This window comes from Bordetella genomosp. 9 (genome assembly GCF_002261425.1).
Taxonomy (GTDB): Bacteria; Pseudomonadota; Gammaproteobacteria; order Burkholderiales; family Burkholderiaceae_B; genus Bordetella_C.
Genome location: NZ_NEVJ01000002.1, coordinates 19,794 through 43,258, shown reverse-complemented (window position 1 = coordinate 43,258; position 23,465 = coordinate 19,794). Strand labels below are relative to the sequence as shown.

The 23,465-nt window shown below is 66.3% G+C and carries 21 protein-coding genes and 1 other RNA gene; 5 read left to right on the top strand and 17 right to left on the bottom strand.

Going from position 1 to position 23,465, the window contains the following annotated elements:
• Positions 1 to 18 precede the first annotated feature (18 nt).
• The 3 genes from folP to CAL26_RS06135 form a co-directional block, all read right to left on the bottom strand.
• Positions 19 to 894 (bottom strand): dihydropteroate synthase, encoded by an 876-nt coding sequence (folP, locus tag CAL26_RS06145; RefSeq protein ID WP_094846076.1) that lies wholly within the window; start codon positions 892 to 894, stop codon positions 19 to 21.
• Positions 895 to 920: 26 nt separating this feature from the next.
• Positions 921 to 2,810, bottom strand: coding sequence for an ATP-dependent zinc metalloprotease FtsH (gene ftsH, locus CAL26_RS06140; RefSeq protein ID WP_094846075.1), 1,890 nt, complete (start codon positions 2,808 to 2,810; stop codon positions 921 to 923).
• 151 nt (positions 2,811 to 2,961) lie between these two features.
• A complete protein-coding gene (locus CAL26_RS06135) occupies positions 2,962 to 3,603 on the bottom strand; it encodes an RlmE family RNA methyltransferase (protein ID WP_094846074.1) in 642 nt (213 codons plus the stop codon).
• A gap of 17 nt (positions 3,604 to 3,620) precedes the next feature.
• On the opposite strand from CAL26_RS06135, the gene CAL26_RS06130 reads away from it, so the two are divergent.
• Positions 3,621 to 4,226 (top strand): YhbY family RNA-binding protein, encoded by a 606-nt coding sequence (locus tag CAL26_RS06130; protein ID WP_094846073.1) that lies wholly within the window; start codon positions 3,621 to 3,623, stop codon positions 4,224 to 4,226.
• A gap of 88 nt (positions 4,227 to 4,314) precedes the next feature.
• On the opposite strand, the gene greA is transcribed toward CAL26_RS06130, so the two are convergent.
• Positions 4,315 to 4,791: a transcription elongation factor GreA gene (gene greA, locus CAL26_RS06125; RefSeq protein ID WP_094846072.1), complete on the bottom strand. Its 477-nt coding sequence runs from the start codon at positions 4,789 to 4,791 to the stop codon at positions 4,315 to 4,317.
• Positions 4,792 to 5,201: 410 nt separating this feature from the next.
• Entirely contained in the window at positions 5,202 to 6,530 is a 1,329-nt protein-coding gene (locus CAL26_RS06120; protein WP_094846071.1) for a solute carrier family 23 protein, read from the bottom strand.
• Positions 6,531 to 6,630: 100 nt separating this feature from the next.
• Between CAL26_RS06120 and CAL26_RS06115 the strand changes: the two genes are divergently transcribed.
• Positions 6,631 to 7,065, top strand: coding sequence for a FlxA-like family protein (locus CAL26_RS06115; protein WP_094846070.1), 435 nt, complete (start codon positions 6,631 to 6,633; stop codon positions 7,063 to 7,065).
• A gap of 139 nt (positions 7,066 to 7,204) precedes the next feature.
• A complete protein-coding gene (locus CAL26_RS06110; RefSeq protein ID WP_094846069.1) occupies positions 7,205 to 7,846 on the top strand; it encodes a histidine phosphatase family protein in 642 nt (213 codons plus the stop codon).
• Here the strand turns inward: CAL26_RS06110 and CAL26_RS06105 are convergent.
• From CAL26_RS06105 to ffs, 12 genes are all read right to left on the bottom strand, one after another.
• Positions 7,843 to 8,604, bottom strand: coding sequence for an SDR family oxidoreductase (locus CAL26_RS06105; protein WP_094846068.1), 762 nt, complete (start codon positions 8,602 to 8,604; stop codon positions 7,843 to 7,845). The two genes, CAL26_RS06110 and CAL26_RS06105, sit on opposite strands and share 4 nt — an antisense overlap.
• A gap of 17 nt (positions 8,605 to 8,621) precedes the next feature.
• Positions 8,622 to 9,521, bottom strand: coding sequence for a lipid A hydroxylase LpxO (gene lpxO / locus CAL26_RS06100; protein WP_094846067.1), 900 nt, complete (start codon positions 9,519 to 9,521; stop codon positions 8,622 to 8,624).
• 91 nt (positions 9,522 to 9,612) lie between these two features.
• Positions 9,613 to 12,858: a carbamoyl-phosphate synthase large subunit gene (carB, locus tag CAL26_RS06095; protein ID WP_094846066.1), complete on the bottom strand. Its 3,246-nt coding sequence runs from the start codon at positions 12,856 to 12,858 to the stop codon at positions 9,613 to 9,615.
• 10 nt (positions 12,859 to 12,868) lie between these two features.
• On the bottom strand, positions 12,869 to 14,005 hold the full coding sequence (carA, locus tag CAL26_RS06090; RefSeq protein ID WP_373454455.1) for a glutamine-hydrolyzing carbamoyl-phosphate synthase small subunit: 1,137 nt from the start codon (positions 14,003 to 14,005) through the stop codon (positions 12,869 to 12,871).
• Positions 14,006 to 14,279: 274 nt separating this feature from the next.
• Entirely contained in the window at positions 14,280 to 15,065 is a 786-nt protein-coding gene (locus tag CAL26_RS06085; protein ID WP_179283278.1) for an ABC transporter permease, read from the bottom strand.
• Positions 15,066 to 15,104: 39 nt separating this feature from the next.
• On the bottom strand, positions 15,105 to 15,911 hold the full coding sequence (locus tag CAL26_RS06080; RefSeq protein ID WP_094846064.1) for an ABC transporter ATP-binding protein: 807 nt from the start codon (positions 15,909 to 15,911) through the stop codon (positions 15,105 to 15,107).
• A complete protein-coding gene (locus CAL26_RS06075; protein WP_094846063.1) occupies positions 15,904 to 16,950 on the bottom strand; it encodes an ABC transporter substrate-binding protein in 1,047 nt (348 codons plus the stop codon). The genes CAL26_RS06080 and CAL26_RS06075 overlap by 8 nt, the downstream gene beginning before the upstream one ends.
• Before the next feature lie 24 nt (positions 16,951 to 16,974).
• Complete coding sequence (locus CAL26_RS06070; protein ID WP_094846062.1) at positions 16,975 to 18,210, bottom strand: CaiB/BaiF CoA transferase family protein; 1,236 nt, start codon at positions 18,208 to 18,210, stop codon at positions 16,975 to 16,977.
• A 51-nt stretch (positions 18,211 to 18,261) separates the two neighbouring features.
• Positions 18,262 to 18,870: a recombination mediator RecR gene (recR, locus tag CAL26_RS06065; RefSeq protein ID WP_094846061.1), complete on the bottom strand. Its 609-nt coding sequence runs from the start codon at positions 18,868 to 18,870 to the stop codon at positions 18,262 to 18,264.
• A gap of 82 nt (positions 18,871 to 18,952) precedes the next feature.
• Complete coding sequence (locus CAL26_RS06060) at positions 18,953 to 19,279, bottom strand: YbaB/EbfC family nucleoid-associated protein (protein ID WP_094846060.1); 327 nt, start codon at positions 19,277 to 19,279, stop codon at positions 18,953 to 18,955.
• 51 nt (positions 19,280 to 19,330) lie between these two features.
• On the bottom strand, positions 19,331 to 21,769 hold the full coding sequence (gene dnaX, locus CAL26_RS06055) for a DNA polymerase III subunit gamma/tau (protein WP_094846059.1): 2,439 nt from the start codon (positions 21,767 to 21,769) through the stop codon (positions 19,331 to 19,333).
• Positions 21,770 to 21,856: 87 nt separating this feature from the next.
• Positions 21,857 to 21,954, bottom strand: an RNA gene (gene ffs, locus CAL26_RS06050) — signal recognition particle sRNA small type.
• A 169-nt stretch (positions 21,955 to 22,123) separates the two neighbouring features.
• On the opposite strand from ffs, the gene CAL26_RS06045 reads away from it, so the two are divergent.
• Together CAL26_RS06045 and CAL26_RS06040 are read left to right on the top strand one after the other, a co-directional pair.
• Positions 22,124 to 23,002, top strand: coding sequence for a hypothetical protein (locus CAL26_RS06045; protein WP_094846058.1), 879 nt, complete (start codon positions 22,124 to 22,126; stop codon positions 23,000 to 23,002).
• 71 nt (positions 23,003 to 23,073) lie between these two features.
• A complete protein-coding gene (locus CAL26_RS06040; RefSeq protein ID WP_094846057.1) occupies positions 23,074 to 23,430 on the top strand; it encodes a type II toxin-antitoxin system VapC family toxin in 357 nt (118 codons plus the stop codon).
• Positions 23,431 to 23,465 lie beyond the last annotated feature (35 nt).

Sequence of the window (23,465 nt, the reverse complement as noted above, 5' to 3'; positions counted from 1 at the left end):
GCCGGATTGCTCACCGGCCTACTTGCTGCTTTCCCTGACGGGATTGCGGATATCGGTGGGGATGCCCCCCTGCTCGACAGCTTGCCACACTTTGAGGGCATCAACCGTCGCGGCCACGTCGTGCACGCGGACGATGGCCGCGCCGCGCGCGACGCAGGCCAGTGCCGCGGCGATGCTGCCGGGCAGGCGGCCCTGCACGTCGCGTCCCGTGGCATGGCCGATCATCGACTTGCGCGAAACGCCCACCAGCAGGGGATAGCTGGACACCCGCAGGCTGCCCAGCCGCCGGGCCAGTTGATAGTTCTGGTCCGCCGTCTTGCCGAAGCCGAAGCCCGGATCCAGAACGATACGGCGCGGGTCGACCCAGGCGCTGCGCAGCTTCTGCGCGCGCGATCCCAGGAACAAGCCGATCTCGCCCAGCAGATCGCCGTACTCCGGCTTTTCCTGCATGGTGCGCGGCTCGCCTTTCATGTGCATGACGCAGAGCCCGCAGCGCGACGCGGCGACGGCCTCGATGGCGCCGGGCTGCCTGAAACCGTAGATGTCGTTGATCATGTCGGCGCCGGCATCCAGCACCGCCCGCATCACCGCCGGCTTGAAGGTATCGATGGAAAGCGGGACGCCGCAGTCGCGCAGGCCTTCGATCAGAGGCAGCACGCGCGCCAGTTCGTCCTGTTCGGACACCGGCGCGGCGCCGGGGCGGGTCGATTCCCCGCCTATGTCCAGGATGTGGGCGCCCTCTTCCACCAGTTGGCGGGCATGGGCAATCGCGGCATCGGCGGTGTCGTGTTCGCCGCCATCCGAAAACGAATCCGGCGTGACATTGACGATACCCATGACCAACGGGCGCTCGAGGTCGAACTCGAAGCGCCCGCACAGGAAGTTATTGGCCATCTATAACGCGTCGCGCGGGTGAGTCCTCAGACCGCGGGCGCGGTGCTGTTGCCGCCGGGCGCCAGGCCGCTGGGCGGACTGTCGGCGGTATCGGACGGACCCTGCGGGGTCTTGGGCGGGCGCGGCGGCCGGCCGGAGATGATGTCCTCGATCTGGTCGGAATCGATGGTTTCCCATTCGAGCAGGGCGGCCGCCATGGCTTCCACCTTGTCGCGATTGCCCTCCAGGATCTTGCGCGCCACGTCGTACTGCTCGTCGATGATACGGCGGATCGACGAGTCCACCTTCTGCATGGTGGCTTCGGACACGTGCGTCGTCTTGGTGACGCTGCGCCCCAGGAAGACTTCGCCTTCGTTTTCCGCGTAGACCATGGGGCCCAGGTCCTGGTCCATGCCGTAGCGGGTGACGATATCGCGCGCGATAGCGGTCGCCCGTTCGAAGTCGTTCGAGGCGCCCGTGGTCATCTGGTCCATGAACAGCTCTTCGGCGATACGGCCACCGAACAGCACCGCGATGGTGCTCAGCAGGCGCTGCTTGTCCATGCTGTAGCGGTCGCTTTCCGGCAGCTGCATGGTGACGCCCAGCGCACGGCCACGCGGAATGATGGTGACCTTGTGGACCGGATCGGTCTTGGGCAGCATGCGCGCCACGATGGCGTGGCCGGATTCGTGGTACGCCGTGTTCTTGCGCTCTTCTTCAGGCATCACGATGGAGCGGCGTTCCGCGCCCATGATGATCTTGTCCTTGGCCTTTTCGAAGTCCGACATATCGACCGTGCGGCCGTTGCGGCGCGCGGCGAACAGCGCGGCTTCGTTGACCAGGTTGGCCAGGTCGGCGCCGGAAAAGCCCGGGGTGCCGCGCGCCAGGACGGAGGCGTCCACGTTCGGCGACAACGGAACCTTGCGCATGTGCACTTTCAGGATCTGTTCGCGGCCACGGATGTCGGGCAGCGGCACCACGACCTGGCGGTCGAAGCGGCCCGGGCGCAGCAGCGCCGGATCCAGCACGTCAGGACGGTTGGTGGCGGCGATCACGATGACGCCCTGGCCGGACTCGAAGCCGTCCATTTCCACCAGCATCTGGTTCAGGGTCTGTTCGCGTTCGTCGTTGCCGCCGCCCAGGCCGGCGCCACGCTGGCGGCCCACCGCGTCGATTTCATCGATGAAGATGATGCAGGGGGCGTGCTTCTTGGCGTTCTCGAACATGTCGCGCACGCGGGCCGCGCCCACGCCGACGAACATTTCCACGAAGTCCGAACCGGAAATACTGAAGAAAGGCACCTTGGCCTCGCCGGCGATGGCCTTGGCCAGCAGCGTCTTGCCGGTACCGGGCGAACCCACCATCAGCACGCCGCGCGGAATACGGCCGCCCAGCTTCTGGAACTTGCTGGGATCGCGCAGGAAATCGACCAGCTCCTGCACGTCTTCCTTGGCTTCGTCGCACCCGGCGACGTCCGAGAAGGTGATCTGGTTGGTGTTCTCATCCAGCATGCGCGCGCGCGATTTGCCGAAGCTGAATGCGCCGCCGCGCCCACCGCCCTGCATCTGTCTCATGAAGAAGATCCACACGCCGATCAGCAGCAGCATGGGGAACCACGAGACGAAGATGTTCATCAGCAGCGACTGTTCTTCGCGGGCCTTGCCGGACACCTGCACGCCGTACTTGAGCAGGTCGGAGACCATCCAGAGGTCGCCCGGCGACGTCAGCGTGTACGGACGGCCGGCATCCGGCGTCACGTAGAGCATGTCGCCCTGCACGTCGACCTTGCGGATGCGCCCCGCCTTGGCGTCGTCCATGAACTGCGTATAGCTGACGCCGTCCTGGGACTGGGTACGCCCGTCGAATTGCTTGAAGACGGTGAACAGCACGAGCGCTATCACCATCCACACCGCAACTTTGGAAAATGAATTATTCAAGGTCGATCTCCTGCTTTCGATTCCGACCAGTGATTGCGGCAGCCTCTGCCATAGGACACAACCACAAGGATGTCAATAGCGATTCTACCCCGTCGAGGGGCTTAAGTGGGCCGTTCCCCGGAGAACGGCCTTTTCAGGGCTCTTGGCGACCTCAGCCCGGATGTTTCAGGGACCTCGCGACAATGAAGGTTTCAGACGAATTGGAGCGCGATGCCTTCGGTTTGCGCTCCACCACCCGCTTGAAATGCTGCTTGAACAGTTGCACGATCTGGGAAAACCCGCTGCCGTGAAAGGCTTTGACGATCAGCGCGCCGTCCGGCTTCAAATGGGCCAGCGAAAACTCCAGCGCCAGTTCGCACACGTGCTGGATGCGCGCCGCATCGGCGTCACCTACTCCCGACAGGTTGGGGGCCATATCGGAAATCACAAGGTCCACCGACTGCCCTCCCAGGGTTTTCTCCAATATTTCCAGCATCGATTCCTCGCGAAAGTCCCCCTGCAGGAACTCCACCCCCGCCACGGGCTCCATGGGCAGGATATCGAGCGCGACGATACGGCCGTCGACGATCCCGCCCGGCCCCGCCAGGCGTTCGCGCGCCACCTGCGACCAGCTGCCCGGGGCCGACCCCAGGTCGACCACCACGTCGCCGCGGCGCATGAGCTTTTCGGTGTCCAGGAGTTCGATCAATTTGAAGGCGGCGCGGGCGCGATAACCCTTCTGCTGCGCCATCTTCACGTAGGGATCGTTGATATGCTGGTGCAGCCAGTCCTTGGAGAATTTATTCTTGGCCATTCCCGTACAATTCCGCCATGCCTATATTAGAAATTACATCTCGAGAGCGTAGTGCGTTGCGGTCCGCCGCCCACGCCCTGCGCCCCGTCGTCCTGATCGGCGACAAGGGACTGTCGGACGCGGTCCTCAAGGAAATCGACGCCAACCTGACTTCGCACGGCCTGATCAAGGTGCGCGCCGGAGGCGAAGACCGCGACACGCGCGAGGAAATGCTGGCGTCCATCTGCGACTCGCTGTCCTGCGCGCCCGTTCATCACCTGGGTAAAGTCCTGATCCTGTATCGGCCCAGCGCCGCCATGCCCACCCCGGTCGCGCCCGCCGCGCCGGCGGGCCAGCCCAAGCGCAAGGCCTCGGAGCCTTATACCCCCAAGAAGCTGGCGGCGGAAGGCAAAAGCGTGGCGAAGCCTACCCGGGCGACCCGCAAGGCGGCCGAGGATGCGGAAGACACCCGCCGGCCCGACCGCGGCGAACTGAACAAGGCCGGCAAGCCGGTACGTCCCAGTACGCGCAAGGCCGCGGCGCCGTCGCATGGCATTCCGCGGCGTTCGGGCAGCGCGCTCAGCCTGCGTGCCGGCGCCCGGGGCGCCGTCCAGCGGCCGGCCCGCAAGACCGTCAAGCGCTAGGGGCGTCGGCCGGCCCGCTGGGCGGCCGCGCTCCCTGGCCGGTCCGCCATCCGCGACCGCGGCGGCTGGCGCTCGCACCGGCCAAGACCTACAGGTAGCGGACGCCGATCACCTCGTACTCGCGCACGCCCGAAGGTGCCTGCACTTCCACGACATCGCCTTCGCTCTTGCCGATCAGCGCGCGCGCGACCGGGCTGGACACCGAAATCTTGTTCGCGCGGATGTCGGCCTCGACGTCGCCGACGATCTGATAAACCAGCCGGTCGCCCGAATCCAGGTCCTCGATTTCCACCGTCGCGCCAAAAACCGCCCGGCCATCGGCCTCGAGCTCCAAAGGATTGATCACGTGCGCGTTCGACAGCGTGGCCTCGAGTTCGGCGATGCGCGCCTCGATGAAGCCCTGGCGCTCGCGCGCGGCATCGTATTCGGCGTTTTCGGACAGATCGCCTTGCGCGCGAGCCTCCGCGATGGCATTGATCACGGAGGGTCGCTCAACGGTCTTGAGCCGGTGCAATTCGACGCGCAGGCGTTCGGCGCCGTCCACCGTCAACGGAATGGCTGACATATCGCAATCTCTACTAAAAGTGGAAAACGCCCCCGCCGGGGGCGTTTCAGTAACGGTCAAAGCGCGGCGGCTTCAAGCCGGCCAGGGATGTACAAACAGGGACAGTGCTATCTCGCACGGCAACGGGCGGGCGCCGCCGCGCGGGCCGCGCCATTACCCTGCCTGGAGGAAACCCGCCGGGTTTCCTTGCCAGTTTCCTAGCGGTGCCTCCCGCCGTGCCTGCTCTTCCCTGCCGGCGTCCACGCCGGCTGCGGCAAGCTTCGACCAAAACAAAACCCCGGCTCGGAAACCGGGGCGATCAAGCATCATTGTGGTCAAAGTCGGACTGAATTGCAAGCCGGCGGGGCGGGGCACGTCCCCCGTGCCGGGAACCGTGTCCCGGCGGGGCCGGGGCAGGCGCGCCGCCGGGCTCAGCCGTCGCGGCCGCCCTGCCCCAGCGGGCGCAGCAGGGCGTACAGGATGATGGCGCCGAACGTGGCGGTCCCGATGCCGCTCAGGGCGAACTCGCCCAGGCGCACGGTGAAGTCCCCTGCTCCCAGGACCAGGGTGACGGCCGCCACGATCAGGTTGCGGTTGTCGCTGAAGTCCACCCGGTTGACGACCCAGATGCGCGCGCCGGCCACCGCGATCAGCCCGAAGACGACCACCGACATGCCGCCCAGGACCGGTCCCGGGATGGTCTGGATCAGCGCCCCGAACTTGGGCGAAAACCCCAGCAGGATGGCGATCAGCGCGGCGACGGCGAACACCACGGTCGAATAGATGCGCGTGACGGCCATGACGCCGATGTTCTCGGCATAGGTGGTCACGCCCGTGCCGCCCACTGCGCCGGAGACCATGGTGGCGATGCCGTCGCCGACGAAGGCGCGGCCCAGGTAGCGGTCCAGGTCGCGGCCGGTCATCGCGCTGACCGCCTTGATGTGCCCCAGGTTTTCCGCCACCAGGATGATGGCCACCGGCACCAGCAGGCCCATCGCGGACGCCTGGAAAACCGGCGTGGCGAAACGCGGCAGGCCTAGCCAGGCGGCGGCCGCCACCCCGGAAAAGTCCATGGGTTTGCCCAGGCCCAGGCCGTTGGCGCAGATGGCGTAGACCACGCAGGCCAGGATCAGCCCGGCCAGGATCAGCAGTCGCTGCAGCATCCCGCGGGTGTACACGGCGATGCCGCCCACGCACAGTATGGTGACGATGGCCATGCAGGCGTCGAAGCCGGACGCGCCCATGGCGCCCTTGGCGGCGACCGGCGCCAGGTTCAGGCCGATGACGGCCACGACGGCGCCTGTCACGACCGGCGGCATCAACGCTTCGATCCAGCGCGCCCCGCCCCCGCTTCCCGCATTGGCGGTCCAGACCAGGACGCCAAGCAGCGCGTATACCAGTCCGCACAGGATGATGCCGCCCAAGGCGACGCCGATATTGGGGTTCGGACCCGCGCCCGCGTAGCCCGTGACGGCGATCACGCCGCCGATGAACGCAAAGCTGGAGCCCAGGTAGCTGGGCACGCGGCCGCCCACGAACACGAAAAAGATCAGTGATCCTATGCCCGACATCAGGATGGCCACATTGGGGTCGAAACCCATGAGCAATGGCGCCAGCACCGTGGAGCCGAACATGGCGACCACGTGCTGCAAGCCCATCGCGGCGGTCTTGGGCCAAGGCAGGCGCTCATCGGGCGCCATGACCGCGCCGGGCGCGATTTCACGGACCAGCCGCCAACGCGGGAAATAGGAACCGGACATGTCTTCCCCCTGCTGATGTAAGAATCGGCCGCAAGTTTATCGGGGCTCAAGTTTTTACGGTAGCGTGCCGTAACTCAGATCAGGCTATCCAGGAACTGACATGACGATTTCCGTGATTTCCTCCACGCTCGCCTCGGCCTACGTGTCGTCGCCGCTGGGTCCCCGCTCGGTGCAGGAGAACACAGCGGACGCCAAGGGACAGCCGGTCGGCACGGCCGCAGCCAGTGGCAACGATGCGCCAGCGGCCGACAGCCAGCGCGGCAGCACCAACTTCCAGGCCAGGCCGGCGCCGGGCGCCCAGGCCGCCGACCAGGGCGAAAGCGATGACCCCATCAGCCGTACGATCAAGATGCTGGAACAACAGCTGCGCCAGGTGCAGTTGCAGATCCAGCGGCTGACGGCGAGTTCAATCCCCCAAGAGCAAAAAGCCGGACAGCTGCAGGCGCTGAGCGGTGAAGCCGCCACCCTGCAGGCGCAGATCGCCGCCCTGCGTCAGCAGCAGGCCGAGGCGGCCAAGGGCTCGATCACTGCCTGAGACGGCAGGGCCAGCGCGGCCGGCGCCGATTTCCTGCGCGGCCGGCCGACCGTGGGATTTGTGGATACTATCGTGGTTTGCGGCGCGCGATCGACCGAACGCGCCGGCGTCTACGCATCTCTTTTATCCCCCGAATCTCATGACCGAAATCTGGCTGATCCGCCATGGAGAAACCGACTGGAACCGTGCCCGCAGGCTGCAAGGCTGGCAGGACACGCCGCTGAACGCCCATGGCGCGAACCAGGCGCGCCGCCTGGCCGAACGCCTGGACGAGGACGCCCGTAACGGCGGCTTCGACGCCCTGTACAGCAGCGACCTGCAGCGCACCCTGCATACCGCCGAGCCGGCGGCGGCGCGCCTGGATCTGCCGGTCCGGCCCGAGCCCGGCCTGCGCGAACGCTGCTACGGCGTGCTGGAAGGCGTCACCATGGATCGCCTGGACATCGAGCAGCCCGAAGCGGCCGCCGCCTGGAAGAGCCGCGAGCCCGACCGCCCGCTGGACGGCGGCGAATCGCTGCGCCAGTTCCACAACCGCATCGTCGCCACCATCGACGACATCGCCGAGCGCCATGACGGCGGCCGGGTGCTCGTCTTCACCCATGGCGGGGTGCTGGACATCGTCTGGCGCCATGCGCATGGCATACCGCTCACGCACCCCCGCGACGCCGCGCTGCTGAACGCGGGCGTGAACCGGCTCGCGGTGGAAAACCGCAAATGGCATGTGATGGGATGGGGCGACGTCACGCACATCGCCACGCTGTCGGCTGACGATATCGTCTAGCGCTGGCGCGGCTTGCGCGGCGCATTGCGCGCCAGCCTGTCGTACAGGGCGTCGGGCAAGGCGCGCATCAGCTTCGCCACGACGCCCATCTGCCAGGGAATGACCGTGTAGCTGCGCCCGCGCTCGATCGCCATCGCCGCGCGCGCGGCGAAATCGTCGGCGTCCATCAGGAAGGGCATGCGATAGGGATTGTGCGCCGTCATCGCGGTGCGGATGTAGCCCGGCGCGATGGTCACGACACGCACGCCGTCGCCGGCCAGCTCATTGCGCAGGCTTTCGCAATAGACCGTGACCGCCGCCTTGGAAGCGCTGTAGGCGCCGGCGCCGGGCAGGCCGCGTATGCCCGCCACGCTCGAGATACCGACCAGCCGGCCCGATCGCGCGCGGCGCATGGCATCGATGAAGGGTTCGAAGGTGGCCACAGTCGCCAGCAGATTGGTCTGGACGATGGCGTCGAAAACGGCGAAATCCTCGGCCTGTTCGGTGAGCGTGCCGGCGCTGATCCCGGCGCTGGCGATCACGCCGTCCACCAAGCCGCCGCTGCGCGCGAGAAAGTCCCGCGCGGCCGCGTGCAGCGCGGCGCGATCCCGCACGTCCACGGCATACCAGGCATGCGATCCCGGCAATGACCCGGCCAGTTCCCGCAGGGCGTCTTCGCGTCGCCCGACCAGGCCCAGCGAAATACCGCGGGCCGCGTAGTGGCGCGCCAGCGCCTGCCCCAGCCCGCTGCTTGCTCCCGTGATGAAGACGTGGCGCATCCTGGGCCGGCCCGTGGTCAGGGCCAGAAAATCCAGGCCAGGATACCCAGCACGATGCCCCACTTGACCACGTAGTACAGGGTCTTGTTCTGCTTCTTGATGCGCTTGCCGAAACGCCGCACGGCATACACCGAACCGAAGATGCGGTTGATGCCGCCGGTGCGGTCGCCTTCCTGGTTGGGCGAGGCCGCCGCGCGCAGCAGGACACTGCCGATGAAATGATTGACCGCCTGCGCCCAGCGATAGCGCATGGGGCGCTCGACGTCGGCGAACAGGATGATGCGGTTGATGTCGGTCTTGTTTTCGGCGTAGTGGATGAAGGTCTCGTCGAACACCACCGCTTCGCCGTCACGCCAGTAGTAGGTCTGGCCGTCGACGTCGATATAGCAATCCGCGTCGTTGGGCGTGATCAGCCCCATGTGGAAGCGCAGGGATCCCGCATACGGATCGCGATGGCGGGGCAAGCGGCTGCCCGGCGGCAGCGCGGCGAACATCGCCCCCTTGATGGACGGGATGCCGGCCAGCAGGCTGGTGGTGACCGGGCACAGGGCCCGGGCCGACGGATGGTCGGCGTCGTACCACTTCAGGTAGAACCGTTTCCAGCCGCTCTTGAAGAAGGAGTTGAAGCCGGCGTCGTTATAGGTGTTGGACACCTTGATATGGCCCGCCGAAAACAGCGCTTCCGCCTCGGCCCGGATGTCCTGCCAGCGTTGCTGCAGCACCTTGAGTTCCGGGAATTCCGACAGCGCCAGGTACGGTTCGTTCGGCACGCGCGAGAACGCGTACATGAACACATTGATGGGCGCGGTAAAGGTGGAATGGTCCAGGGCCTGGCGGGCGAAGCGGTGCCGCACCCTGCCCCGGAAATGCACGATCGTCGCGCAGACTATGAATAACGCCAGTATCCACCATTTCATTTCGACCTCCACCGCACAGCGAATTACCGTTCTGGTCCTTGGCGTTAGCCGAAGTGATACCGACGATCCATACCGACGATCCCGGGGCCTTTCAGCCCGTCGTCACGAGGGACTCGTGCAGCGCCTGCAAAGGATACACCTGCAGGCCGTGGCCCTGGCGCATGTACTGCATGCCTTCCACCGCGGCGCGCGCGCCGGCGATCGTGGTGTAGAAGGTGACGCGCGCCGCCAGCGATTGCGTGCGGATGGCACGCGAATCGGCGATGGCATTGCGGCGTTCTTCGACCGTGTTGATGACCAGCGAGACTTCGCCGTTCTTCAACATGTCCACGATGTGCGGGCGGCCTTCCGTGACCTTGTTGACGACCTGCACGGGGATGCCGGCCGCGTCGATTTCCGCCGCGGTGCCGCGCGTGGCCACCAGCTTGAAGCCCAGGGCATGCAGGCCGCGCGCCACTTCCACGGCGCGGGGCTTGTCCTGCGTCTTGACGCTGATGAAAGCCGTACCGCTTTCCGGCAGGCGGATACCGGCGGCCATCTGCGACTTGACGAAGGCTTCGCCGAAGCTGGCGCCCACGCCCATGACTTCGCCGGTGGACTTCATTTCCGGTCCCAGGATGGTGTCCACGCCCGGGAACTTGACGAAGGGGAACACCGCTTCCTTGACGGAGAAGTAGCTGGGCACGACCTCGCGCGTGACGCCCTGCGACGCCAGCGACTTGCCGGACATGGCGCGTGCGGCGATCTTGGCCAGCTGCAGGCCGGTCGCCTTGGATACGTACGGCACCGTGCGCGATGCGCGCGGGTTCACTTCCAGCACGTACACGTCGCCGTCCTGGATGGCGAACTGCACGTTCATCAGGCCGCTGACGTTGAGCGCCTTGGCCATCATCGTGGTCTGGCGCTTGATCTCGGCGATGATCTCTTCCGACAGGGAATACGGCGGCAGGCTGCAGGCCGAGTCGCCCGAGTGCACGCCGGCCTGTTCGATATGCTCCATGACGCCGCCGATGAAGACGGTTTCGCCATCGGCCAGGCAGTCCACGTCCACTTCGGTGGCGTTGTTCAGGAAGCGGTCCAGCAGCACCGGCGAATCGTTGCTGACCTTGACCGCCTCGCGCATGTAGCGCTCCAGGTCCTGCTGCTCGTGCACGATTTCCATGGCGCGGCCGCCCAGCACGTAGCTGGGGCGCACGACCAGGGGATAGCCGATTTCCGATGCGTGGGCCAGGGCTTCCGCTTCCGTGCGCGCGGTGCGGTTGGGCGGCTGGCGCAGGCCCAGCTTGTTGAGCAGCTTCTGGAAACGTTCGCGATCTTCCGCGACGTCGATGGATTCCGGGCTGGTGCCGATGATGGGCACGCCATTGGCTTCCAGCGCGCGTGCCAGCTTCAGCGGCGTCTGGCCGCCGTACTGGACGATCATGCCCGCGGGATTTTCCTTGTGGACGATTTCCAGCACGTCTTCCAGCGTCAGCGGCTCGAAATACAGGCGATCGGACGTGTCGTAGTCGGTCGACACGGTTTCCGGGTTGCAGTTGACCATGATGGTCTCATACCCGTCTTCACGCAGCGCCAGCGCGGCGTGCACGCAGCAGTAGTCGAACTCGATGCCCTGGCCGATACGGTTCGGTCCGCCGCCCAGCACGACGATCTTCTTGCGGTCGGTGGGCGCGGCTTCGCACTCTTCTTCGTACGTGGAGTACATGTAGGCGGTACGCGTGGCGAATTCCGCCGCGCAGGTATCCACGCGCTTGTAGACCGGACGCACGTTCAACTGATGGCGCAGGCGGCGCACCTCGGATTCGGAGGTGTCCAGCAGGAACGCCAGGCGGCGGTCGGAAAAGCCGCGGCGCTTCAGCTGCCACAGCGTGTCGTAATCCAGCTCGGCCAGGGTCTTCTGTTCCAGCGCCAGCTCGATATCGACGATTTCCTTGATCTGGGCCAGGAACCAGGGATCGATGTGCGTCAGGTTGTGCACTTCGTCCAGCGTGAAGCCCTGTGCGAAGGCGTCACCCACGTACCAGATGCGTTCCGGACCGGGCTCGCCCAGCTCGACCTGCAGCTTTTCGCGGTCGGTGGTCTTCTGGTTCAGGCCGTCCACGCCGACTTCCAGGCCGCGCAGGGCCTTCTGGAAGGATTCCTGGAAGGTGCGGCCGATGGCCATGACTTCGCCGACGGATTTCATCTGCGTGGTCAGGCGCGCGTCGGCGGTGGGGAATTTTTCGAAGGCGAAACGCGGCACCTTGGTGACCACGTAGTCGATGGTCGGCTCGAAGGACGCCGGCGTCGCGCCGCCGGTGATTTCGTTGCGCAGTTCGTCCAGCGTGTAGCCGACGGCCAGGCGCGCCGCGACCTTGGCGATGGGGAAGCCGGTGGCCTTGGAGGCCAGCGCCGACGACCGCGACACGCGCGGGTTCATTTCGATGACGATCATGCGGCCGTTGGCGGGATTGACCGCGAACTGCACGTTCGAGCCCCCGGTATCCACGCCGATTTCGCGCAGCACGGCGATGGAGGCATCGCGCATGATCTGGTATTCCTTGTCCGTCAGCGTCTGCGCCGGCGCGACCGTGATGGAATCGCCGGTGTGCACGCCCATGGGATCGAGGTTTTCGATCGAGCACACGATGATGCAGTTGTCGGCGCTGTCGCGCACGACTTCCATCTCGAATTCCTTCCAGCCCAGCAGCGATTCTTCGATCAGCAGCTCATTGGTGGGCGAGGCTTCCAGCCCGCGGCGGCAGATGGTTTCGAACTCTTCGGCGTTGTAGGCGATGCCGCCGCCGGTGCCGCCCAGCGTGAAGCTGGGGCGGATGACCGCGGGAAAGCCCGAGGTGTTCAATTCGGCGGCGATGCGCTTCTGCACTTCCCAGGCTTCGTCCATGGAGTGGGCGACGCCGGACTTGGCGGACTCCAGGCCGATGTCGGTCATGGCCTGCTTGAACTTCTGGCGGTCCTCGGCCTTTTCGATGGCCTGCTCGTTGGCGCCGATCAGTTCGACCTTGTAGCGTTCCAGCACGCCGTTGTGGGCGAGGTCCAGCGCGCAATTCAGCGCGGTCTGGCCGCCCATGGTGGGCAACAGCGCATCGGGGCGTTCACGCTCGATGATCTTTTCCACCGCCTGCCAGGTGATCGGCTCGATGTAGGTGACGTCCGCCGTTTCCGGGTCCGTCATGATGGTGGCGGGGTTGCTGTTGACCAGGATGGTGCGATAGCCCTCGGCCTTCAGCGCCTTGCAGGCCTGTGCGCCCGAATAGTCGAATTCGCAGGCCTGGCCGATGATGATGGGGCCGGCCCCGATGATCAATATGCTCTTTATGTCTGTACGCTTGGGCATGGTGCAATCTTTAGGCAGTCTTGGCTTGGCCGGACATCTGGCTGATGAACTTGTCGAACAGCACGAGGATGTCGTGCGGCCCGGGGCTGGCTTCGGGGTGTCCCTGGAAGCAGAAGGCGGGCCGGTCGGTCAGTTCGAAGCCCTGCAACGTGCCGTCGAACAAGGAAATATGGGTCACGCGGGCGTTCTTCGGCAGGCTGGCGGCGTCCACCTCGAAGCCGTGGTTCTGGCTGGTGATGAAGACGCGCTTGCTGTTGACGTCCTGCACGGGGTGGTTGGCGCCGTGGTGGCCGGTCTTCATCTTGCGGGTCTTGCCGCCCACCGCCAGGCCCATGATCTGGTGGCCCAGGCAGATGCCGAATACCGGCAGCTTGCGGTCCAGGAAGGCGCGGGTGGCGTCGACGGCGTAGTCGCAGGGTTCGGGGTCGCCGGGGCCGTTGGCCAGGAACAGGCCGTCCGGCTTCAGTTTCAGCGCTTCTTCGGCCGGGGTCTGCGCCGGCACCAGGGTGATCCTGCAGCCACGATCGGCCAGCAGGCGCAGGATGTTGCTCTTGACGCCGAAGTCGTAGGCGACGACGTGGAACTTGTCGCCCTTGGGGTGGCTGAAGCCCTGGCCCAGCTGCCAGGTGCCTTCCGACCATTCGCCCCGCTTGTCGATGGACACCGTCTTGGCCAGGTCCTGGCCCGCCATGCCGGGGAAGGCGCGCGCCAGCTCCAGGGCACGGTCGACGTCGTCGCCCGCCAGGATGCAACCGCCCTGGGCGCCCTTTTCACGCAGGATGCGCGTCAGCTTGCGGGTATCGATGCCGGCGATGGCGACGATGCCCTGCGCCTTCAGGTAGTCGGGCAGCGAGCTGGTGGAACGGAAGTTCGACACGCGGGCGGGGCAGTCGCGCACGATCAGCCCGGAGGCGAACACCTGGCGCGACTCGACATCTTCATGGTTGACGCCGGTATTGCCGATGTGCGGATAGGTCAGCGTGACGATCTGGCCGGCGTAGCTGGGGTCGGTCAGGATTTCCTGGTAGCCGGTCATGGACGTGTTGAACACGACCTCGGCCACGGTATGGCCCGGCGCCCCTATGGAAATTCCGCGAAATACGGTACCGTCCGCCAGGGCCAGAATAGCGGGAGAAGGCCGATGCACTCCATCGGACCCCTCGGAAAAAACCCCTGGAAATAGTTGCGGCAGCACGATAAACCCCGGCTTGAGAATTCAGTAATCAAACCTTGGGATTATACCCTGAACCGCCTTTTTCCCCGGAAACCCGCGCCAGGCAAGGCTTTCCGGCCCGTGCAAGGATACCCGTCCGCATGATGAGACGGGCCCCGGAAGGCGGGGACGCCGAGGATCCGGCTCCGCCGGTCCTCCAGCGTCGCCCCCCTTGAGGGGGGAAGCGCGCAGCGCTTCGGGGGGTGGGCTACAGCTTCTCAGTCTCTCCGGCGCGCGGCTGCCACTTCATCAGGCGGCGTTCCACCAGGGTGACGATACCGTCGAGCACCAGCGCGAACGCGGTCAGCACGACGATGCCGGCGAACACGGTGTTGACGTCCAGCGTGCCTTCGGCCTGCAGGATCAGGTAGCCGACCCCGCTGGCCGACCCCAGGTATTCGCCCACCACGGCGCCGACGAAAGCCAGGCCCACGGAGGTATGCAGGCTGGAGAACACCCAGCTGGTGGCCGACGGCAGGTACACGTAACGCAGCAGCTGGCGGCGATCGGCGCCCAGCATGCGGGCATTGTCGAGCAGCGTCGTGCTGACTTCCCGCACGCCCTGGTAGACGTTGAAGAACACGATGAAGAACACCAGCGTGACCGCCAGCGCCACCTTCGACCAGATGCCCAGGCCGAACCACATGCCGAAAATCGGCGCCAGGATGACCCGCGGCATGGAATTGGCGGCGGTGATATAGGGGTCCAGGATCGCGCTGGCCTTGGGCGACAGCCCCAGCCACAGGCCGCAGGCCAGTCCCGCCACCGTGCCGATCAGGAAGGCCAGCACGGTTTCCGCCAGCGTCACCCACAGATGGCGATAGATATCGCCGTCGGTGACAAACCAGGCCCAGATTCGCTGCGCGACTTCCAGCGGCTGGCCGAAGAAAAAGGCGATATTGGGACTGCGCGACGCGATATGCCAGGCCAGCAGCAGGATGACCAGGAGCGAAACCTGCCACATGCGCAGGGATTTGGTACCGGTTTTGATCATAGTGGACAGGGGCAGCCGAGGCGCCTTCCGTTACGGCCGTCAGGCCAGTTTCTGCTGGGCATAGCCCTTGAGCACTTCCTCGCGCAGCACGTTCCAGATGGCGGCGTGCAGCTCGATGAAGCGCGGGTGCGTGCGGACTTCCGCCACGTCGCGCGGGCGCGGCAGGTCGATGACGAACTCGCCGATGGGATGCGTGGCCGGACCGGCCGACAGCACCACGACGCGGTCGCTCATGGCGATGGCTTCGTCCAGGTCGTGCGTGATGAACAGCACGGCCTTGCGCTTGTCCATCCACAGTTCCAGGACTTCGTTTTCCATCAGTTGGCGCGTCTGGATATCCAGCGCGGAAAACGGCTCGTCCATCAGGATGATGTCGGGATCGCGGATCAGCGTCTGCGCCAGCATCACCCGCTTGCGCATGCCGCCGGACATCTGGTGGGGATAGCGGTGTTCCGACCCGCCCAGCCCCACGCGGCGCATCCATTCGCGGCCGCGCTCGGCGGACTCCTGGGGCGACAGGCGGGCGAACTGCAGCCCGGCCGTGACGTTGTCCAGCGCATTGCGCCAGGGCAGCAGCGCCTCGCCCTGGAACATGTAGCCCGCCCGGCTGTTGATGCCGGACAGCGGCTGGCCGAACACACGCACCTGGCCGGACGACGGGGCCAGCAGGCCGGCGCCGACGTTCAGCAGCGTGGACTTGCCGCAGCCGGTCGGCCCGACGACGGACACGAACTCGCCGGGCGCGATGGACAGGCTCGCTTCCCGGACCGCGGTATAGCGCGCATCACCTTCCCGGGAAACGAAGGTGCAGGTGATGTTGTCCAGCGCGAGTGCTGCTTCAGCCATTCGGATACTTCTGGTTGGCGCGCTTGGCGAATTCGTTGGTCCACATCTTGGACGGATCGACTTTCTTGGGATCGAAGTCCGGCACGAAGGCGGCCAGCGCCCTGACCGCCGTGGCGGCCCCATCCTCGGGAATTATGCCGTCCGGCGAAAAGCCATCCATGCTGGCCTGCAGCGAAGCCTTGTAGACCTCCGGTTCGCCCAGCAGATAGCCCTTCGGCACCGCATTGACGATGGCATCCAGGTTGTTGCGCTGCGCCTGGATCCACTTGTCGGCGCGCACGATGGCGTTGGCCAGGGCCTGCACGGTGTTGGGGTTGGCGTCGATATAGCTCTGCGAGCAATACAGGCAGCCGGCCGGCATGTTGCCGCCGAAGATTTCCCGGGTGTCCTTCAGCGTGCGGGTGTCGACGATGATTTTCAGGTCGCCCGATTTTTCCAGCGCCGTCACCACGGGATCGGTGTTCGAGATCGCGTCGATCTGCCCGGTCTTCAGCGCGGTGATGGCGCCGGCGCCGGCGCCCACGCCGATGATGGAGACGTCGGAGGCCTTCAGGCCGTGCTTGGCCAGGAAGAAGTTCACCACCATGTTGGTGGACGAACCCGGGGCCGTCACGCCGATCTTCTTGCCTTTCAGGTCGGCCGGGGACTTGTAGTTGGGCATGTTCTTGGTGGACACGCCGAAGCCGATCATGGGCGCGCGGCCCTGCAGCACGAAATCGCGATAGAACTGGCCCTTGGACTGCAGGTTCAGCGCGTGCTCGAACGCGCCGGAGACGACGTCCGCGCTGCCGCCCACCACGGCCTGCAAGGCCTTGGCGCCGCCGGCGAAGTCGGCGATGGTGACGTCCAGGCCTTCATCCTTGAAGTAGCCGCGGACTTCGGCGATGGTCAGGGGCAGGTAGTAGGTCAGCGGCTTGCCGCCCACGGCAATCGCGACTTCCTTCTTTTCCAGCTTCTGCGCCCGCACGATGGCGGGGGTCAGGCCCAGGGCGCCTGCCGCGCCGGCAAGCTTGAGCCAATCACGTCGAGTCACGGACATTTTTTTGTCTCCAGGTGGTGAATCCTATGTACCGATGGCGCCCGAAGCGGCCAGGGCGGCGATAGCCGCAGCATCATACCCCAGGGATTTCAGCACTTCCTCGGTATGTTCCCCTAAGCGCGGGCCCACCCAGCGGGTGCCGCCGGGCGTTTCCGACAGCTTGGGCGTGACCGCCGGCAGTTTGACCGGACTGCCGTCGGCGAAGCGATGCTGCTCGATCATGCCGCGCGCGAGAAACTGCGGATCGCTGAACATGTCGGCGACGCTGTAGATCTTGCCCACCGGCACATCGGCGCGCTGCAGCGTGTCCAGGGCTTCGTCGATGCTGTGCGTATCGCACCAGGCCTGGATGGCGCCGTCGATGTCGTCCACGCGCCGGGCGCGGCCATCGTTGCGCGCCAGCGCCGGATCGTGGGCCAGGTCATCGCGGCCGATGGCCAGCATCAGGCGATGGAAAATGGCGTCGCCATTGCCGGCGATGACGATGTTCTGGCCGTCGCGCGTGGTGTAGGTATTGGAAGGCACGATGCCCGGCAGCGCACCGCCGGTGCGCTCGCGCACCACGCCGGCGACGTCGTATTCCGGCACCAGGCTTTCCATCATGTTGAAGACGGCCTCGTACAAAGCCACGTCCACCATCTGCCCCTGCCCGCCCGACGTGCCATTCCAGCGTCCGCCGGTCGCGTCGCGGTGGCGCAGGGCCATCATGGCGCCGATGACGCCATGCAGCGCGGCGATGGAGTCGCCTATCGATATGCCGACCCGCACGGGCGGACGGTCCGGATGGCCGGACACATAGCGCAGCCCGCCCATGGATTCGCCTATCGCGCCGAAGCCCGGCCGGTCGCGCAGCGGGCCGGTCTGGCCGTAGCCGGACAGCCGCACCATGATGGTGGCCGGATTCAGGGCGCGCAGTTGCTCGTATCCCAGGCCCCATTTCTCCAGGACGCCCGGCCGGTAGTTTTCGACGATGACGTCGGCGTCCAGCGCCAGCTTCAAGGCGACTTCGCGCGCCGCCGGGTCTTTCAGGTTGAGCGCGACCGAGCGCTTGTTGCGGGCCTGCACGGTCCACCACAGCGAATTGCCTTCGTGCAGGTGGCGCCAGGTGCGGATCGGGTCGCCGCCGCCCTTGCCGTCCGGGCCATCGGGTGTTTCGATCTTGATGACGTCGGCGCCGAATTCGCCGAACATGCGGGCCGCGAAGGGGCCGGCGATCAGCGTGCCGAGTTCAAGGACTTTCAGTCCGGTCAAGGCGGACATGACGGTGTCTCCGTTGCGATTCGAGCGGGCCGGACATTGGCGGCCCGCGCCTTATGTTGCCTTGCGCTCCATCAGCGCCCACGCGATGGTGCCGGCATCCACGTATTCGAGTTCGCTGCCGGCGGGCACGCCGCGCGCGAGACGGGTCACCGACAAGCCGCGTTCGCGCAGCGCTTCGCCGAGGAAATGCGCGGTGGTCTCGCCTTCCGCCGTGAAGTTCGTCGCCAGGATGACTTCCGTGACGACGCCGTCGCCGGCGCGGGCCAGCAGGCGTTCGAAGTCCAGCTCGCGCGGGCCTATGCCTTCCAGCGGCGCGACGCGTCCCATCAGCACGTAGTACAGCCCGCGATAGCCATGGCTGGACTCGATCATGTTCTGGTCGGCTGGCGTTTCCACGACGCACAGCTGCGACGGATCCCGCTTGGGATTGCTGCAGGTCGCGCAGATTTCGTCGTCGGTGAAGCTGTTGCAGCGGGCGCAGTGCCGCAGGTTGTGCACGGCCGACGCCAGCGCCTGGCCGAGCAGATCCGCGCCGCGCGGATCGTGCTGCAGCAGGTGGTACGCCATGCGCCGGGCCGAGCGCACGCCCACGCCGGGCAGGCGCCGCAGCGCCTCGATCAGGGCGCGCAGGGGTTCGGGTTCGGGAAGCGTAGGTTCCATGGGTCGGACGAGCGCCGGCACGGCGATTCCGCATGCCGCGGCGCCTGGTGGGGACCGCCGCGCGCGGGCGCGCCGCCTGGGCTCAGAAGGGGAATTTCATTCCCGGCGGCAGGGGCATGCCAGCCGTGACGCCGGACATTTTTTCCTGCGAGGTGGCCTCGGCCTTGCGCAGGGCGTCGTTGAAGGCGGCCGCCACGAGGTCTTCCAGCATGTCCTTGTCGTCACCGGTCAGCGACGGGTCGATGGCGACGCGCTTGACGTCGTTGCGGCAGGACATGGTGACCTTGACCAGGCCGCCGCCCGACGTCCCTTCGACCAGGATGTCGGCCAGCGCTTCCTGCGCCTTCTTCATGTTTTCCTGCATCTGCTGGGCTTGACGCATCAAGCCTGCCAATTGTCCTTTCATCATGATGGAAGCATCCTTTTCAGCGGATAAATGAATAGAGTAAGGCCGCCATGCTCAGCGGGCGGCGGCGGCCGGCGGGTCGACGTGGCGGATGGAGCCGGGCACCACCTGGCCGCCAAAATCGGATAAGAGGACTTGCACGAAAGGATCGGCGTCGACGGCGGCTTCCGCCGCCTTCTGCCGTTCGGCCCGCTCCTGCTGGGCCACCGCGTGCGCGGTGGCTTCGCCCGTGGCGCCGACCAGGACATCCAGGCGCAGGCTCTGGCCGAAGTGTTCGCACAATACCGTTTGCAGACGCACGCGGCTGGCGCTGTCGGCCAGCGTGCGGACCGCCACGCGCAGGATGACCGTATCGCCCTGCACGCCCTGCCATTCGCTTTGCCGGGCGAGCTCGGCGGCCAGGCCGGTGACCGGCAGGCGAGCGGCCAGCTCGGGCCAGTTGGCTTCGGACATATCGGTCACGCGGGGCGCGCGGCGCGACCCGGCCCGCGATGCCGGCGCGCGTCGTGCCGGTGCGAGCGGCGGCGCGGCCGCGGGCGTGCCGGGACCCGTGGCCATGGTTTCGAAATCGTCGTCGTCCGGGCTGGCGATGAAGCCTTCGCCCGCCGGGCCGGAGAAGGACTCGTAGCCGCCTTCGGCGTCGTCGGGAATGGCCTCATCGACCCAGGCCGGCGGTCCGTCGTCGGGCGCTTGCGGCGTGGCGGCGCTGGGCGCTTGCTGCGTGGCGGCGCTGGGCGCTTGCTGCGTGGCGGCGGTGGGGGCTTGCTGCGTGGCGGCGCTGGGCGCTTGCTGCGTGGCCGCCGCCGGCGCGACCGGCACCGGCGCGGCGCGGCCGGCAGCTGCGGCGCCCGTGGCGACGGCAGGCGCGGTGGGCGTGATGGTGGACGCGGCAGTCGCCGGCGCATTGCCGGCGGGAGCATCCTCCCAGGGCGCGACACCCGCGCCCGGCGCGCGGCGCGGCGCAACCGCGGAAGCGGGCGGCGTCGCGGCCAGATTGGCGGTGCTCGAGCGCGCAGTGCCCGACGCCGGCGGCGCGGCGGAATCGGAAGGTGTGGCCGGTGCGGCGACCGAGCCCGCGCCGGCCTCAGGCGGTGCGGCTTCGGCGTTCGCGGCGACTGCGGCCGGCGTCGCCGGCGCGGCTGCCGCCGCGGGCGCCTGCGTCATCGGCGCGGAAACGGACGGCGACGCCGCTGGCGCCGGTGCAGGCACGGATGCCGGCACCGCTGCCGGGGTCGCCACAGGCGTCGCGGCTGCGGGCGCGACGGGCACGGCGGCGGATTGCGTCGCCCCGGGCGTGGCGGGGGACTGCGCGGCAGCGGACTGCGCCGTGGGCGCGGCAGCCGCGCCCACGGGCGCCGGCGCGCTCGCGTTCGTGGCCGGCGGCGTGGCGGGCAGCGTGTGCGGCCCCGCGTCGCCGCTCAGCGACAACATCCGCAGGCAAGCCATCACGAAACCTGCATACTCGTCCGGCGCCAAGGCCAGTTCGCCGCGGCTATGCACCGCGACCGAATAAAACAGCTGCAGCGCATCCGGATGCAGGCTGTGCGCCAGCCGCGCGATATCAGCCGCCAGCGGATCGTCCGAAGAGATCGCGCCCGCCACGCGCTGCTCGATGGCCACGCGCGACAACAGCCCGGCCAGGTCCGCCAGCGCCCCGCCATACGACAGGCCACGCGTGGCGAGCTCATCGGCCACCGCCAGCACGGCGCGCGCGTCGCCGACGCCGAGCGCATCCAGCAGCCGCACCAGGTGCCGCTGATCGATGGTCCCCAGCATGCCGCGCACGGCTTCTTCCGTCAGATTGCCGGCGCTGTAGGCGATCGCCTGGTCGGTCAGCGACAGGGCATCCCGCATGGAGCCCGAAGCCGCCTGAGCGATCAGCCGCAGCGCCGGTACTTCAAAGGCGAGCTGCTCTTCCCCCAGCACCTGGCGCAGATGGCCCACGATGGCGTCCGGCGGCATCTGCTTCAGGTTGAACTGCAGGCAGCGCGACAGCACCGTCACCGGAATCTTCTGCGGATCGGTCGTCGCCAGGATGAACTTGACGTGCGGCGGCGGCTCTTCCAGCGTCTTCAGCATCGCATTGAAGGCGTGGCCCGTGAGCATGTGCACTTCGTCGATCATGTAGACCTTGAAGCGTCCCGCTCCCGGCGAGTACACGGCCTGCTCCAGCAGCTGCGTCATCTCGTCGACACCGCGATTGGACGCCGCGTCCAGCTCCAGGTAGTCGACGAAACGCCCCGCATCGATCTCGGTGCACGCCTGGCAAACCCCGCAGGGCTTGGACGTCACACCCGTTTCGCAATTCAGGGACTTGGCAAGAATGCGCGACAGCGTGGTCTTGCCGACGCCGCGCGTACCGGTGAACAGCCAGGCGTGGTGCAGCCGCTGGGTGTCCAGCGCATGCGTGAGGGCGCGCACCACATGATCCTGTCCGACCAGGGTATCGAACGAACGCGGCCGCCACTTGCGGGCCAATACGAGATAGGTCATGGAGGGATTGTAGAGCGTGCGGCGCCCGGAACAAGAAAGGACGGAACGATGCGAGGCACCTGATCCGTCCTTCTGCGGCGTATTCGGGAAGGCGAGCCTTACTCCGGCACTGACCCTAAACGGCTATGGCTGCTTCGTTCCCGACCTGACCAGGTTCACCGCCGGACCATGCGAAGGGGCCCGCCAGGGAGAATTCTATCAGGTTCGGGGGTAAGGCCGGCTCCGGCGAGTGCCTGGAGGTTATCCGGTCCGCAAAGGGCTCAAAACAGGGACGGGCCGGAACCGGGCAAATACGGCTCGGGACGAAGGCCAGCCTAGAGGGCCCCCTCTTCGTCCCAGCAAGGAGATTCCACCGTGACCATCAACACCAGCCCCATGAGCCAGGCGGCCATGCGAACGACTTTCGAAACTGTCGACGGCCAGAGCCGGCATGCCCAATTCAATACTTTAGTGGCGTATCTGGACACACACTTGGCGCCGGAAGATATCGTTTTCGAGAATTTTCGCGGAATTCATGGCGAACCGGCCTTTGCCCCATGGTGCGCCAACGCCTTCGTCAAGTATCTGTACAAGAATCCCGCCACCCCCTCGGAGCCGGCAACGCCGCCCGTGTACTACTCCGAAAAGGTCGCGCAGGCTGAAGCCTCGGCGGTCGCCTCCATGCAGGTCATGCTGGCCCAACCGTTCGTGGACCAGAAAACCAAGGCAGTCCTCCAACAGTCCATCCAGCGCCTGCAAGCCAATACCCAGGCTTCACACTGCCGCGAGCAATTGGCCAAGGTACTGGAAAACGCCAAGGCCGCCATCCTGCATCGCGGACTCGCGGACGAGCCGCAGTGCGCCGAGACCAGCGAGATCATCGATGCGGTTCTGGACAATATGAACACCATCCAGCATCCCGACACGTCGGCGCAGGCCGCGCAGTTTTTCGTCGTCTACAGCAAGGCCGTGAAACAGCAATGCGAATACGTGGTTGCCAACGGCAGGAATCCCTTTCCGCTTTCCAACAACTTTTTCAAGATATGCAATAAAGAACGGGTTTCGCATGATGTCGCCTGGGAAAAAGCGCTGGAAGCCATTCGCCCGCAAACGCGCCTGATGGCCGAAGAACTGAAGAATATGTTGAGGCCCTATGCCGGCCTGTCGCCGGCGGCTACGCCAGCCGCGGCAGATTCGCCGCAAACGACGGCGGCGGCATCCCGTGAGCGCGCCGACAGCTGGCAAATGGTGTAAGGACACACCAGCGCTTGGCCGCGGCACCGGAATGTACATGCTATGGATGTACATTCCGGTGAAATCGATTGATGAAGAACCAGCCCGATCAGGTCGCGCGGCGCTTCGCGACCTGCCATGTCGGCGATGTCATCATGTCGGCGATTACCTTTGCCGAGTTCGAATACGGCGTCGAAGCTTGCAGCAATCCTGGCCGCGAGCGCGCCAACCTCGACGCCCTGGTCACCTTGATCAATGTCGCTCCGTTCGATGCCAACGCCGCTCGCACCTGTGGGCCAGTGCGTATGGCCACGAGGGAACGGAAGAAAGATCAACTGGACAAGCTGATCGCATCCCATGCCCTGGCGCTGGGAACGACACTCGTGACGAACAACGAGCGAGATTTCCAGGTCTATCCTGGTCTTCAAGTCGAGAACTGGGTCGCTTAGCCCTGATCGAGGGGACCATATAGCCGCCGTTGCCG